Raw genomic sequence first — 14,674 nt, 5'->3', positions numbered from 1 at the left:
ACTTTCACCGATAAAATATTCTGGTCGACTTTTGTGCAGTACAACGAACAAATCGACAACCTGAATATCAACTCGCGCTTTCAGTGGCGATACCAACCGGTTTCGGATATTTACCTGGTTTACACCGACAATTATTTTACCGGAAACTGGAATTCGAGAAACAGGGCAGTGGTTTTAAAAATGACTTACTGGTTTAATTAAAATTACATCAGGCTTCAATTGTTTCATGCGGATACCGCAGATTTTATTTCACCCATATGAATGATAGCTTTTTTGCGCCAATCTGCGCCACCTGCGTGACATAAGAATTTACTTGCCGAAATAAAAAAAAACTTACTGGTTTAATTAAGTGATTTTGCCGGTTCTTATAATTCGCCGAACCATTCCACCCCGGATTCGTAAAAATCAAACATAAGTGACATAAATCACTTCGGAATCGAGTCGCAAATCGTATGTTTTACCAATTTGTTAAACCGATTTTGGGGACTCTGAATTATTTCCGACATCGCGAAAAAAAATTAACTTTGCGTGCCTTAAAACAATTTGACAGACAATTGTTTAAGATAACACGATTTTATAATTATAAAACTCACTAGTAAAATGAAAGTAACAGTAGTTGGAGCAGGTGCAGTAGGTGCAAGTTGTGCCGAGTATATCGCAATTAAAGATTTTGCAGAAGAAATAGTATTGATTGACATCAAAGAAGGTTTTGCTGAAGGTAAAGCAATGGATTTGATGCAAACTGCTTCGTTAAACGGTTTTGACTCAACTATCGTTGGTGCCACTAACGATTACACAAAAACAGCTGGTAGCGATGTTGCAGTAATTACCAGTGGTATTCCACGTAAACCGGGAATGACTCGTGAAGAGTTGATCGGTATTAATGCCGGAATTGTAAAAGACGTTGCTGAAAAATTGATCGCTGAGTCGCCAAACGTAATCATTATTGTGGTTAGTAACCCAATGGATACAATGGCTTACCTGGCACACAAAGCTACAGGTCTTCCTAAAAACCGCATTATCGGTATGGGTGGTGCTTTGGATAGCGCACGTTTTAAATACAGATTGGCTGAAGCATTGGAATGTGCACAGTCTGACATCTCGGCTATGGTAATTGGTGGACACAGCGATACCGGTATGGTTCCGTTGATTGAGAAAGCCGTTCGTAACAGTGTTCCTGTAACTGAATTTTTAAGTGAAGAGAAACAAGCCGAAGTAGTTGAAGCTACTAAAGTAGGTGGTGCTACTTTAACAAAATTGCTGGGAACCAGCGCATGGTATGCTCCTGGTGCAGCTGTATCTGAATTGGTTCGCGCCATTGCATTGGATTCTAAAAAGATGTTCCCATGTTCAGCTCTTCTTGAAGGCGAGTATGGTTTAAGCGACATTTCAATCGGTGTTCCTTGTATTATCGGTAAAGACGGTATCGAGAAGATCGTTGAAATCGAATTGACTGATGCTGAAAAAGAAAAACTGGCTGCAAGTGCAGAAGGTGTTTCAGCAGTGAACGCTTTACTATAATTCGAAAGATTAAAAACAGCATACAGAGGCTCGCAATTTTTGCGGGCCTTTTTTTGTTCCATCCTAAATTTTCATTAGTCTAAAACTTATTCTGTCCAAATCTGTAAGCTGTTTTCCCTATGAAAGGGAAAATGTCGACAGACAAAAGGGTAAAGCAAGTAATGGTTCGTTATGTAATTATATGTTCCTTTACCCCTCACCCTATCGGGAGTTCCCCGCTTGAGGGGAGCCTACATTTGGCTGCTTTTGCCTTTCAAAGGCAGTTCTGTTTTATTCCTGTTGTCAATTCCCGTTAATGCAGAATATTTAACGCCAATTTATTTTAAATTTGAAGCCATGCGAACGAAAATACCTATCGACATTATAGAGCTGGAATCCTCGAACTATCATTTAATTCTTCCCTCGCAATTCGAAGGAAACGAAACCACTTATTGGGTGATTGACACCGGAGCCTCAAAATCGGTATTTGATAAAAACCAGGTAGATTTTATTTTGTCGGAAGAGGAAGGCACCGAAGATCTTCATGCGGCAAACATGAGCAATGAACCTTTAAAAACGTCGTTGGGAATTTTAAAACCATTGTTTTTTGGAAAGTTGAAAGTAGAGGCGATGAAAGTTGCTTTGTTCGATATGGATCACATTAACGAACTGTACCAAAAAGTTAGCGACTATAAAATCTGTGGTTTGCTGGGAAGCGATTTCCTGTTGAAATACAATGCTGTTATTGATTATAAACGGCGGGTGCTTAAGTTGTCAGAGTAACTAATCCGGATCTTAAAGGATTGCGCATGGCGTTAATTTAGTTTTAACGAATTTGCAATTGTCTCCAATTCTTGCTTTTGTTTCTCTGTTTGATACGTGATCGCGATATCGATATAAAAATCATTCCTTTTCAAGGCGAAATGAGTTTGTTGCATCGTCATCTCCTGAATTGTCATTGTAAGATCGAAAGTAAAACACTCAATATCGTTTGATAAAATCGTTTTCTCTATCTCGGAAGTGATGGGATTTAAATCTGCATATTGTTTTTGGACCTGCAATAAATAATCTTTTTCGTTTTTTAGGTCCGGGTAAAGTATGCACCTTTCTGCTATTATCGAAAGATTGGGTTTAAATTCCTCTTTTTCATTTTCCTGATAAATGGTGAGCAAATTGGCTACCAGAACAGTATCCTTTTTATCCGCCTCGGTTGCAGGTGCCTTCTTTTCAACTTTACCCAACGTGTCAGCTGTCCAGCTTTCAGGAACATTCATACTTAATTTGAAATAGGGACTGGAATAGATTCCATTTTCCAACTTTCCTTCTTCGGCTGAACCTCGGTTATTATCCTTGCAACTTATCGGAATTAGTAAGGCTGACAGCACGAAGAAGAAAACAATTTTTTTTAGCATGGCATACGTTTTAGTGATTTAGTTCCGTAAGCGAATTCGTTATGGCTTAATCGCTGTTGGTCACAAATGCAATCTTCTTGCTGTCGGGCGACCAGCTTGGAACATTTATCGATCCCTGTCCGCCGTAAATGTAGGCTATAATTCGCGGTTGGCCTCCTTCGTATGGCATTAAGCGAATAAGACAATGTTTGTAAAACGGATGATCTGCGGGATCAATATCTTCAGGAAATGAAATGAATACGATCCACTTTTTATCAGGGCTTACATGCGGGAACCAGTCGTTGTATTTGTCGTCGGTCAGCTGTACCTGATTTTTGCCATCGGCATCCATTCGCCACAATTGCATTTTTCCGCTTCGGGCCGAATTGAAGAAAATGTATTTCCCATCGGGGCTGTATTCCGGTCCGTCATCAAGTGTTTTTTCGTTGGTCAGTTGTGTTTCTTCGCCAGTGGCAACATCAACACCGTATATATCGTATTGCCCGTTTCGTTCGCCGGTAAAGACCATCGTTTTTTTATCGGGCGACCAGCCATGAAAATACGAGGCCCCAAGTCCTGTTTTTGTAACCCGAACAGGTGTGGAATCGCCTTTGGCCGGCAGGTAGTAGATCGTGGATTTACCATCGTTATCAGCACTGTGATGCGAAATGCCCAGCAAACCTCCATCGAAAGTTAAAACATGGTCGTTGTTGTTATTGGTAGCAAATCCGGTATTCAGCGGATTTATTTCACCTGTTGCCAACTGGTAGGTGAATAAATGTCCTTTTGAATTATAGATCAGCTTTTCATTATCAGGAGTCCAGTTAGGTGCCTGAATCGAATGCGCCGAATGGTGGATCACTTTTCGCAATCCGCTTTCAATATCCAGTATTTCAAGGTTGCTTCCAATGTAATCACGGTAAGGTACATAGTCTTCTTTTTCGGGGCGTATGATTCGCACATTCCGGTAAACGGCACTTTCCATAACGTCTGCATTGTGTGCACAAACATATATTCCCACATAAACTTCATTGTCGAGCGAAAGATTGTCAAGTTGAACCACTTTAAACGGTTCTCCAAACCTGGCGGTCGACATAATGAAAGTGGAGCCTTTTCTTTCCAGCTGAATAACATTCGGTGCCTGATCTTCCGACTTAACTTCTTCTGTGTCTGCTCCTACATCTTTTCGGTATTGCAAAGATGTAAGCCCGTCGCCATGAACAGTTGCATTGGCATGTGACGAATTGCTGTCGAGGTTATTCCGAACCATCAAACCAACTTTGCGGTGCGGATCAACACCATTGCCAAGAAATTTCACTTCGGCTCGCAAAATAAAATCGCCCTGAAGTGTAGTCCACAGGTAATGAAACTGGTCGTCGGCAAACCACATATTAAATCCCGATCCACCGATGGTGTATGTTTGATCGCTTGGATTGAACGATGCAAAACCCTGATGATTGCAGGCGCCAATATCGGTGTGGTTATCGAAAATACCCAATTTGTTTTGTGCCGATGTAAAATTCATAATGATTAATAAGAAAAAAAGTACAGTAAATAGACGAAAGAAAGCCGATTTGATCATGACGTTTTAATTTAGTTAATTAGTATTGAAAAGTAAGTAAAAATAAGGAGTTTTCATTCATTTAAAAGAATGCAGGGCCTATTGTTGAACATATTCTGCCAAACTAATTTCGTCTGTAATATTCTGCCCGTGTTGCCGGAACAATTTCGTCGCGGTAAAATGCCAGCGATTCCGATTCAAATTTATCTTCGTCCCAATCATAATCTTCAAGAAATTCATTTCCTGCCATCCAAACAAAAGCAACCGCATTTATAATTCCTGAATTGGTTTCTACTTTAACCGGTACCATCCCATATTCATCGCCTTCGTAAAAAGTTAGCAGGTATATCGCATTTTCATCGAGGTTGCGAAGTACTTTTCCTTTTACCGTGGACTTATCTTTTTTTATAATTGCCGGATAGTCGGCCCCTTTTAAAGCAAAGCGCTCGTAACCTTTAAGAGTTGCATTTTCCGATTTTGACTTTTGCCCGCACAAACCATCAGCTATTTCAGGAAACAGCAGCGATCCATATACAAATACATTCATCATAAATTGTTGGCGTTAAACGAAATACTTCAAAATAACCGCTGTCGTTTTTGGAAAGCTGGACTATTTCGGTATATTTGCTCCGCTTAAAAATAGGATGAAAAAACTTGTGTAAAAAGTTTTTTCGGTAACAAATATTTTAAGTAGTTGCAGACGAGAAGTTTAAAGTATGATTTCTAAAATAAAAATAACCAGAAGAATTGTAGTTCGTTTGGCCATGTTTATGGCAATTATTGCGGCTGCCTTGGTTTTGGATAATTATTTTGGAAATAATCCTGAGGAGGTTAAAAAGATTCAGGCCGAATCGCAGGAGCAGAGTAACGAGCAGAGCGCCGTTTACCTGATTACTCAAACCACTTCAAATACGATAAAAACCTTCGAAGATCGTGTGTATTCCAAACATACGAAGCCTCAGCTGCACGACAAATTCTTACGCAATTATCACTCTATTCGCAATTACCAGGTTTTTAAAGCAGAGGTTGTTAACCAAACCACTCCGCTTATCTCATCGTATCATTACCTGGTTTTTCAAAATCACGTCTTTTCCCCCGAAGAGGACTCTATAGCTTTATCGTAATTCTTTTATCCGTTTAAAAGAATAGCAGGTGCAATGTGTGCCTGAATTAGCTTGAATTCAATCAAATAAAAAATATCAATAAACATTTAAATTCAAATTAAAATGCAAAACAAAGGTGCAGTTTTAACATTTGCAATTCTGTTGGCAGCGGTATGTTTATACCAACTATCGTTTACCTGGGTATCGAACAAGGTAAAAGATGATGCCATTGAGTATGCACAAGGTGACGAAATAAAAGAGTTTCAATACCTTGATTCGATGAAAAGTGAAGTGGTTTACAACTTCCTCGGATTGAAAAAATTTACTTACAAAGACGTTCAGGAGCTGGAATTGAACCTGGGTCTTGACCTTAAAGGTGGTATGAACGTTACACTTCAGGTTGAAGTACAGGATATCATCCGTGCGATGTCGAACTACAGCGACGATGAAACTTTTAACGCTGCTTTGGCGTTGGCAACTAAAAACCAGCAAAACAGTACAAAAGACTTTGTAGCACTGTTTGGCGAAGCTTTCGAAGAAATTGATCCGAACGCTAAACTGGCTTCAGTTTTCAATACTTTGGAATTGCGCGATCAGATAAACTTTAACACCAGTAATGCTGATGTTCTAAAAATTATCGATGAGCAAACCAAGGCTGGAATCGCCAATGCTTTTAATATTATTCGTACACGTATCGACCGTTTTGGTGTAGCACAACCTAATATTCAGAACCTGCAAACCAGCGGTAGAATTTTGGTTGAATTGCCGGGTGTAAAAGATCAGAACCGTGTACGTAGCCTGTTGCAGGGAACTGCAAACCTTGAATTCTGGGAAACTTACGAAAACCAGGAGGTTTATCCATACCTGGCGCAGGCCAACGAGCGAATTAAAGAGTTGGAAGTTCTTAAACAAGAAAAAAGTGGCGATGAGGCTACTGCTGAAACAACAGAGGCTGAAACAACTGCCGACGAATCGGAAGAGAACTCTTTGCTTTCGGAACTGGAAGCCGGTGCCGCCGATGATACAACTGCGACACTTGATAATTTAGCTGCGTACAAAGAGCAATTTCCGTTGTTCGCGCTGTTGAATCCAAGTGCTGATCAGCAAACCGGTCAGTTTTACCCCGGCCCGGCTGTAGGTATAGCCAATGCAAAAGATACAGCAAAGATTAATTCTTACCTGAATAATCCACAAATCAAAAGTGTATTCCCACGCGATCTGAAGTTTGCATGGACTGCAAAATCGATGGATGAAGCGGGTAATTTTTACCGTTTAATTGCTTTAAAAGTTACTACCCGCGATGGAAAAGCACCTCTTGATGGTGGTGTAATTACCGATGCTCGTCAGGACTTCGACCAATTTGGTACAAACCCTGAAGTAGCTATGCAAATGAATGCAGAAGGTGCTAAGGTTTGGCAACGTATGACTAAAGAAAACGTTGGCAAATCAATTGCAATTGTTCTGGATGGTTATGTTCGTTCATTCCCGAATGTGAATGGCGAGATTCCCGGAGGACGTTCAAGTATTAGCGGACTGGAAAGTATTGAAGAGGCACAAGACCTTGCAAACGTACTGAAGTCGGGTAAAATGCCGGCTCCTGCACGTATTATTCAGGAAGATATTGTTGGTCCTTCACTGGGTCAGAAAGCGATTAACAGCGGTTTACTTTCGTTTGTAATTGCTTTTGCGCTTGTATTGGTTTACATGTTGTTCTTCTACAGTAAAAATGCAGGTTTGGCTGCAAACATCGCACTGGTTGCCAACATGTTCTTTATCTTTGGTATTCTTGCTTCATTGGGTGCGGTACTTACACTGCCTGGTATTGCAGGTATCGTACTTACCATTGGTATGTCGGTTGATGCCAACGTGCTGATCTACGAACGTATTCAGGAAGAAATGCGCGCTGGTAAAGGTGTGAAACTGGCCATTGCCGATGGTTATAAAAATGCTTACTCAGCAATTATCGACGGTCAGGTTACTACATTATTAACCGGTATTGTACTTTACCTGTTTGGTTCAGGTCCGATCAAAGGTTTTGCTACAACACTGATCATTGGTATTCTTACCTCATTGTTCTCGGCAATTTTCTTAACCCGTTTGATTTTCGAATGGCAATTGAAAAAAGGTGGCCGTATCCTGTTTGCTTCTACAGCAACAGAAGGATGGTTGCGTAACATGAAAATTAAATTCCTCGAGAAAAGAAAAATGTTCTATGTGATTTCAGGTGTATTTATTCTGATCTCTATCGGATCTTTCTTTGTTCGTGGTTTGGATTACGGTATCGATTTTAAAGGTGGTCGTTCGTACATCGTAGAATTCCAGAAAGATGTTGAAGTTGGTGAAGTTCGTGCAGCTTTGGCAGATGTGTTCGGTGCTGCGCCTGAAGTAAAAACTTCGGGAGAGGACATTAAAATTACCACCGACTATAGAATTGAAGACCGCAGCGAAGATGTTGATAACGAAGTGGAAGCTTTGTTAATGAAAGGTTTGCAGGATGCCGACCTGATCGACCAATCGGTAACGCTTGAAGAATTTACTCAGGATTATCAGCAGAGTTCGCAAAAAGTTGGTCCTACCATTTCGGATGATATCCGTAAGGATGCAGCTATTGCAATTGGTTTCTCGCTAATCATTATTTTCCTTTACATCCTTGTTCGTTTCCGCGACTGGCAATATGGTTTGGGAGCTGTTGCTGCATTGGCACACGACTCGTTAATAGTATTGGGTATCTTCTCATTATTATCAGGAGTACTGCCATTCTCATTGGAAATCGACCAGGCGTTTATCGCGGCCATTCTAACAGTGCTGGGTTACTCGATTAACGACACCGTGGTTGTATTCGACCGTATCAGGGAGTACCTGGGCTTACACCCAAAACGCGACCGTGAAGAAAACGTTGATGCTGCATTAAACAGCACGCTGCGTCGTACCTTCAGTACATCACTGTCAACTTTCGTGGTATTGTTAGCTATCTTCTTATTTGGTGGAGCTACCATTCGCGGCTTTACGTTTGCTTTGTTGGTGGGTGTAGTTGTGGGTACTTACTCATCGCTTTTCATTGCAACACCAATTGCACACGATACACGTAACCGTGTAGCCAAAGTAGTTGCAAAACGCAAAAAATAGTTTGAAGACCAAAGTCAGAAGTCAGAAGACGGAAGACTGAATTTATACAAAGGATGTCATCGCTTAATTGGGATGACATCCTTTTTTTCTGGCAATAAAGGAACAGGAATTCTTCTTTTAAATTTATGTATTCAAGTTTCAAAAACTATCTTCCGACTTCGGTCTTCCGACTTCCAACTTTTTATATATTTGTGATCTAAATCAATTTTAACGATGCAGTATTTATTATTCATAAGTGGTGGTGAGATAGTTTTGGTGATGCTATTGGCATTGTTGTTTTTCGGATCGAAAGCGATACCCGATATTGCCAAAACACTGGGGAAAGGAATGCGTGAGTTTAAGAAAGCCACAAACGAAATAAAACGCGAACTCGATAACCATACTTCTGATATTAAAAAGGACATTGATGAGGTTTCTTCAACGGTAAAAAAGGAAACTACTGACATACAAAAAGGTATTACCGACAAGTTGAAGGATTAAACACAAAAAATCATTTTAATGATTATACTTTCCATATTGGCGTTGCTGGCTTGCTTTATTTTGCTTGCCCGTGTTGTCGATTTGTTTTTTATATCGTCTTTGGATAAAATTTCGAAAGACCTGCGCTTATCGAGCGATGCTGCCGGAGCTACATTAATGGCTGTGGGATCGAGTGCCCCGGAGTTGTTCGTGGCTTTGTTTGCCGTTATAAAACCCGGCGAACACCAGGCAATCGGTATCGGCAGTATTGTAGGAAGTGCCATTTTCAATCTGCTGGTAATTGTTGGCGCTTCGGCATTGGTGCGAAAAGCTACATTAACAAAAAGTCCGGTAATTCGCGATCTGATTTTTTACTCGCTTTCAGTGGCGCTCCTGGTGGTTTTTATCTGGGATGGTAAACTGGAAATTTGGGAAACCGGCGTTTTTCTGAGTGTTTATGTGCTGTATGTTATTGCTGTGGTTTACTGGCGAAAGTGGTTTAAATACGAAGACAATCAACGTGATGAGGAAGAAGAACACGATTGTAACCCGAAAGGAATTCTGGCGCCATTCGATCGCGTATTGTGTTTTATTTTTCCGAAACCCAAACGTTACTACCTGGTATTTTTTGTCTCCATCGTTTTAATTGCCGCATTAAGTTGGGTGTTGGTTGAGCTGGCTGTTGTTATTTCGCACGAATTAAATATTCCTGAAGCAATAATTGCACTCACCGTATTGGCCATCGGAACTTCAATTCCTGATTTGTTTTCATCACTAATTGTGGCACGCCAGGGACGTGGCGATATGGCTGTAAGTAATGCCATCGGTTCGAATATTTTCGATATTCTGGTTGGATTAGGATTCCCTTTCATCCTAGTAATGCTTATTTCGGGAGGTACTATCGAAGCCGGTGGAAACCTGCTGGGTTCGTCGCTCATTTTGTCAGGATCGGTATTGTTACTGATCGTACTTTTACTGGTTCAACGCTGGAAAGTTGGGAAACTTACAGGAGTTGTGCTCTTATTGGCTTACCTGGCATATGTGTTGTACGAAATACTAAAGCTGTAAAATTTGTGTTTATCCTATAAATAATTGCATTGATAAGAGCTGAAAACATAACAAAATCGTTCGGAGCACTTGAGGTGCTGAAAGGAATTGACCTGGATATTCCAAAAGGAAAACTGTATTCCATCGTTGGAGCCAGTGGGGCAGGGAAAACTACTCTGTTGCAAATTCTCGGAACACTAAGTAAACCCGACAGCGGTGAACTTTTTTTTAACGACACAAAAATATCTGATCTCAACGATAATAAGCTGGCAGAATTTCGGAACCGCGAAATTGGTTTTGTATTCCAGTTTCATCATTTACTACCCGAGTTTACCGCACTGGAGAATGTTTGTATCCCGGCTTTTATTGCCAAAACACCAAAGGCAAAAGCCGAAGCGCGTGCAAAAGAACTGATCGATTATTTGGGACTGGCCGACCGCATGACACATAAACCATCTGAATTGTCGGGTGGCGAAAAACAACGGGTGGCGATGGCCCGTGCGCTGATAAACAGCCCATCGGTGGTAATGGCCGATGAACCATCGGGAAACCTCGATTCCACCAACCGCGACGAATTGCACGACCTGCTTTTTAAATTACGCGACGATTTGGGGCAAACTTTTATTATTGTTACGCACGATGATCATTTTGCCGAACAGTCCGACCGGATTATCCACATCAAAGACGGAATTATCGAGTGAAAAAAGTCGCCAGTGAGCAGTCGCAGTATCCAGCATCCAGTATCCGCTATCGAGTATCCAGTATCAATCTTCTCATAAAATTGAAGAATGGAGAAAATAGCTGATCTAAAAGATTTCCTCGACGAAAAAGTTGAAGAGTACAACCGATCCGAATTTATTGAAACCGATCCGATTCAGGTTCCCAAGCAGTTTATCGAAAAAGAAAATATTGAGATTGCCGGTTTTCTGGCAGCAACCATTGCCTGGGGAAACCGGGCGGCTATTATAAAAAATGCCTTGCGTTTAATGGCTTTGCTTGATGATCAACCACATGACTTTGTATTAAACGCCTCGGAAAAGGAGCTTGACCGCCTCCAAAAGTTTGTGCACCGCACATTTAACGGCGACGATTGTATTTATTTTATACGCTCGCTACGAAATATTTATAATAATCAGGGTGGTTTGCAAGCCGTTTTTGAACGTGGATTTCAACAGAAGCAGACAGTAAAATCTGCATTGGCACACTTCCATTCTGTATTTTTCGAAACGGAAGGCGAACGAACACGCAAACATATTTCAAATGTTACCAAAGGGGCGTCGGCCAAACGCCTGAACATGTATTTGCGCTGGATGTGTCGTAACGATAAATCGGGAGTGGATTTTGGTTTATGGAAAGGAATTCCGCAATCGGCCTTGATGTTACCGCTTGATGTACACTCCGGAAATGTGGGACGTAAGCTAGGGCTGCTACAACGCCGCTCAAACGACTGGAAAGCGGTGGAAGAAATTACCAGCATTTTGCGTGAATTCGATCCGGACGACCCTATTAAATATGATTTTGCCTTGTTTGGATTGGGTGTTTTCGAAAAATTCTAACCTTTGTGTTTTCGTTTACCAAAGTTTATGGGCAAAAACAACTATTTTCAATTCAAACAATTCCGTATCGAACAACAACGTTCGGCAATGAAGGTGGGGATCGATGGGATTCTGCTGGGTGCGTGGGCCAATGTTCGCAGTTGCAGTACTATTCTTGATATTGGTACCGGAACCGGATTAATTGCCCTGATGCTGGCACAGCGCTCGCAAGCCCAAGTCACTGCCATCGAAATTGAAAAAAATGCTGCTGAAGAAGCTACTGAAAATGTAGCTGCATCGCCCTGGGAAAATAGGGTAGAAGTAGTGAATGTTTCGTTACAAAAGTATGCTGCTGAAACTGCTCAGCAATTCGATTTGATTGTATCAAATCCACCTTTCTTTCAGAATTCGTTAAAAGCGGGTAATGAAAGCCGCTCTCTCGCACGGCATACTGATAGTTTATCATACGAAACGCTATTACAGTGTACTTCGCAGTTGTTATCGAACGAGGGACGATGTGCATTTATTTTTCCCGAACAGGCAGTGAAGGAAATAGAAAAGCTGGCACAGCAACACCAGTTCTGCTTAAATCGAATTACGACAATAGCTCCCAATGAGAAGAAACCGGCGAACCGGGTTTTACTGGAGGTGAGTAAAAAGGAATCAGCTACAGTAACTGACTACCTGACAATCTATAATACTGACGGATCGTGGAACGAAAAATTTAAACTGTTAACCCGCGATTATTACCTGAACTTCTAAACAAAAAACATAAACGGATTAAAAATCTGGTTCATTTGCTGCGAGAAACGTTTGATGGCATCGTGGTTAAGGTGCGAAACACTGTTTTCAACCTTCGACACTTTTTTTACGATAAGTTTCTGAAAGAAATTCATTTTTTTAAAATCGAACTCTCCGCCCAGGCATGCTGTTGCTTTGGCACTTAGTAACAACCCTTCAGGGAAAGCGTCGTGTAACTGAATTTCCGCTTTTTCGCCTTCTTCCATACAACAAATAAACAAGCCGAGTTCTTTGTTTTTCAGCGTTTCAAGGTGGTCGTTACAAAACTCTTTTACTTTTTTCTGAATCTGGCCCGCATGAATAGAGCCGCCAACAATTATCCGGTCAAAGGAAGAAAGGTCATTAACCGCTTCTTTTTTTAGGTTAATCAATAAAACTTCGCCTCCCAAAAACTGTTTTAGTTCGGTAGCTGTTTTTTCGGTACATCCATGTGTGGTGCAATAGGTGATTAATGTTTTCATTGGTTTCTTATTGTTTGTTTTCTATGGTATAAGATTTGACTCGTCCCGATCAATCGGGACTCCTTTCATTTTTCTGCTTACTTGGTTTTTAAGAAATTGAGATCGATATTCGAAAATTTCTATCCAAAATTATGGCACACTATTGAACATTCGTGTTAATAATCGGTTAATTCTCTAAAACTATCGGTGAAATAGAATACCAAAAAGTCTTTAAATCAATAATTGCACATATTTTTGTGTCGAAGAAAAAATTAGATACATCATGACAATTGATATGAAACCAGAAGTACAGCTTGATACAAATTATTATAAGGTTGTTGGAATCAGGAAATTAACAGAACACACTTTTGTGTTGTCGTTACCAAAAAGTCGCTTCGAATTTGTTGCCGGACAACATGTGTCCCTGTCGATTACAGGCGACTATCAAAGCCGCGAATACTCGATTTACAGTGCCGAGAAGGGTGAAAACCTGGAAGTATTGGTAAAAGAAGTTGAAGGTGGTTACTTCTCACCAAAACTAAAACACCTGAAAGTTGGTGACATGGTAGAAGTGCATGGCCCTTTCGGAAAATTTGGTTTGGATGTGAAAAATAAAGATACGCACAAGCATATTTTTATTGCCAGCGGAACAGGAATTGCACCGTTTCATAGCATGGTAAAAAGTAATCCGGGTTTGAATTACCAGTTAATTCACGGAGTTCGTTATGCCGAGGAAGGTTACGAGCAGGAAGATTACAATAAAGAAAATTACACACTTTGCACATCGCGCGATAAAAGCGGCGATTTTAACGGCAGGGTGACTGACTACCTGAAAAAGACAGATTTTGATAAAAATACCTCCTTTTACCTGTGCGGAAACAGCGATATGATCTTCGACTCGATGGAGATTTTGAGCGACAAAGGATTTGGAAGAGAGAATATTACCGTTGAGGTATATTTTTAAGATAGAATTGCTAAAGAATAGTTTGAGAGAGTTTTTCAAGAAATGCCAGTCCTGTAAAGGGCTGGCATTCTTGTTTATTTTATTTTGAATCGATTTTTTCACCAAATGCCAAATCTCCGGCATCGCCAAGTCCCGGAACGATGTATGATTTTGGAGTCATTTCAGGATCGACAGCCCCAAGCCATAAAGTCACATTTTCGTCTTTAATGGCATTCTTTACATACTCAACTCCTTCTTCGCTGGCAATAATAGCCACCAGGTGAATGTGTGCCGGTTTTCCTTTACTGAATAATGCTTCGTAACCAATTTCCATCGATTTTCCCGAGGCCAGCATCGGATCAGAAAGTATAACCACTTTATTATCAAGCGAAGGCGAAGCCATATATTCAAATTCAATTTCAAATTCACCTCCTTCGGTGTATTTTCTGAAGGCCGAAATAAAACAGTTTTCTGCCCGGTCGAAAATACGCAGCAACCCGTTGTGCATGGCCAATCCGGCACGTAAAATAGTTGCTAAAACAGGTTGTTGGCATAATTTCGGAACTTTTGCAACGCCAAGTGGTGTTACAACGTCATTCACTTCAAACTGCATTTCTTTGCTTATTTCGTATGCAAAAATTTCACCAATACGGTTAAGGTTATCACGAAAACGAAGTGGGTCGGTTTGAATGCCTGTATCCCGAATTTCTGCCAGGTACTGATCTAAAATGGAGTGGGTGTTGCCTAAAACTCGAACGTTCATAATTT

General features: G+C 40.8%; 16 protein-coding genes. 11 read left to right on the top strand and 5 right to left on the bottom strand.

Going from position 1 to position 14,674, the window contains the following annotated elements; translation table 11 throughout:
* From ABZB17_RS04135 to ABZB17_RS04125, 3 genes are all read left to right on the top strand, one after another.
* Positions 1 to 201: hypothetical protein (locus ABZB17_RS04135; protein WP_372648226.1), on the top strand; the 201-nt coding region annotated here is incomplete at its 5' end.
* A gap of 399 nt (positions 202 to 600) precedes the next feature.
* Complete coding sequence (locus ABZB17_RS04130; RefSeq protein ID WP_372648225.1) at positions 601 to 1,521, top strand: malate dehydrogenase; 921 nt, start codon at positions 601 to 603, stop codon at positions 1,519 to 1,521.
* Positions 1,522 to 1,857: 336 nt separating this feature from the next.
* Positions 1,858 to 2,283, top strand: a complete 426-nt coding sequence (locus ABZB17_RS04125; RefSeq protein WP_372648224.1) for an aspartyl protease family protein — start codon at positions 1,858 to 1,860, stop codon at positions 2,281 to 2,283.
* Positions 2,284 to 2,315: 32 nt separating this feature from the next.
* Here ABZB17_RS04125 and ABZB17_RS04120 read toward each other — a convergent pair whose 3' ends face one another.
* From ABZB17_RS04120 to ABZB17_RS04110, 3 genes are all read right to left on the bottom strand, one after another.
* On the bottom strand, positions 2,316 to 2,912 hold the full coding sequence (locus ABZB17_RS04120; RefSeq protein ID WP_372648223.1) for a hypothetical protein: 597 nt from the start codon (positions 2,910 to 2,912) through the stop codon (positions 2,316 to 2,318).
* A 46-nt stretch (positions 2,913 to 2,958) separates the two neighbouring features.
* Entirely contained in the window at positions 2,959 to 4,416 is a 1,458-nt protein-coding gene (locus ABZB17_RS04115; protein ID WP_372648222.1) for a TolB family protein, read from the bottom strand.
* Between the two features lie 160 nt (positions 4,417 to 4,576).
* Entirely contained in the window at positions 4,577 to 5,002 is a 426-nt protein-coding gene (locus tag ABZB17_RS04110) for a gamma-glutamylcyclotransferase family protein (protein WP_372648221.1), read from the bottom strand.
* A 166-nt stretch (positions 5,003 to 5,168) separates the two neighbouring features.
* Between ABZB17_RS04110 and ABZB17_RS04105 the strand changes: the two genes are divergently transcribed.
* The 7 genes from ABZB17_RS04105 (at position 5,169) to ABZB17_RS04075 (ending at position 12,484) form a co-directional block, all read left to right on the top strand.
* Positions 5,169 to 5,576: a hypothetical protein gene (locus ABZB17_RS04105; protein WP_319499858.1), complete on the top strand. Its 408-nt coding sequence runs from the start codon at positions 5,169 to 5,171 to the stop codon at positions 5,574 to 5,576.
* Positions 5,577 to 5,678: 102 nt separating this feature from the next.
* Positions 5,679 to 8,681: a protein translocase subunit SecDF gene (gene secDF / locus ABZB17_RS04100; RefSeq protein WP_372648220.1), complete on the top strand. Its 3,003-nt coding sequence runs from the start codon at positions 5,679 to 5,681 to the stop codon at positions 8,679 to 8,681.
* A gap of 213 nt (positions 8,682 to 8,894) precedes the next feature.
* Positions 8,895 to 9,161, top strand: coding sequence for a twin-arginine translocase TatA/TatE family subunit (locus tag ABZB17_RS04095; protein ID WP_045031653.1), 267 nt, complete (start codon positions 8,895 to 8,897; stop codon positions 9,159 to 9,161).
* Positions 9,162 to 9,179: 18 nt separating this feature from the next.
* Positions 9,180 to 10,208: a calcium/sodium antiporter gene (locus ABZB17_RS04090; RefSeq protein ID WP_372648219.1), complete on the top strand. Its 1,029-nt coding sequence runs from the start codon at positions 9,180 to 9,182 to the stop codon at positions 10,206 to 10,208.
* A gap of 29 nt (positions 10,209 to 10,237) precedes the next feature.
* The gene (locus ABZB17_RS04085) at positions 10,238 to 10,888 is read left to right on the top strand and encodes an ABC transporter ATP-binding protein (protein WP_303920859.1); all 651 of its coding nucleotides are present in this window, start codon (positions 10,238 to 10,240) and stop codon (positions 10,886 to 10,888) included.
* An 87-nt stretch (positions 10,889 to 10,975) separates the two neighbouring features.
* The gene (locus ABZB17_RS04080; protein ID WP_372648218.1) at positions 10,976 to 11,743 is read left to right on the top strand and encodes a TIGR02757 family protein; all 768 of its coding nucleotides are present in this window, start codon (positions 10,976 to 10,978) and stop codon (positions 11,741 to 11,743) included.
* A gap of 27 nt (positions 11,744 to 11,770) precedes the next feature.
* Positions 11,771 to 12,484, top strand: coding sequence for a tRNA1(Val) (adenine(37)-N6)-methyltransferase (locus ABZB17_RS04075; RefSeq protein ID WP_372648217.1), 714 nt, complete (start codon positions 11,771 to 11,773; stop codon positions 12,482 to 12,484).
* Here ABZB17_RS04075 and ABZB17_RS04070 read toward each other — a convergent pair.
* The gene (locus tag ABZB17_RS04070) at positions 12,481 to 12,984 is read right to left on the bottom strand and encodes a flavodoxin domain-containing protein (RefSeq protein WP_372648216.1); all 504 of its coding nucleotides are present in this window, start codon (positions 12,982 to 12,984) and stop codon (positions 12,481 to 12,483) included. The genes ABZB17_RS04075 and ABZB17_RS04070 overlap by 4 nt on opposite strands.
* Positions 12,985 to 13,246: 262 nt before the next feature.
* On the opposite strand from ABZB17_RS04070, the gene ABZB17_RS04065 reads away from it, so the two are divergent.
* On the top strand, positions 13,247 to 13,927 hold the full coding sequence (locus ABZB17_RS04065; RefSeq protein ID WP_163325015.1) for an FAD-binding oxidoreductase: 681 nt from the start codon (positions 13,247 to 13,249) through the stop codon (positions 13,925 to 13,927).
* A 79-nt stretch (positions 13,928 to 14,006) separates the two neighbouring features.
* On the opposite strand, the gene upp is transcribed toward ABZB17_RS04065, so the two are convergent.
* On the bottom strand, positions 14,007 to 14,669 hold the full coding sequence (upp, locus tag ABZB17_RS04060) for a uracil phosphoribosyltransferase (protein ID WP_045031991.1): 663 nt from the start codon (positions 14,667 to 14,669) through the stop codon (positions 14,007 to 14,009).
* Positions 14,670 to 14,674 lie beyond the last annotated feature (5 nt).

This window comes from Draconibacterium sp. (assembly GCF_041583095.1).
Taxonomy (GTDB): Bacteria; Bacteroidota; Bacteroidia; order Bacteroidales; family Prolixibacteraceae; genus Draconibacterium.
Note: the sequence above shows the minus strand (reverse complement) of the source record. Positions and strands in the feature narration are given on the sequence as shown.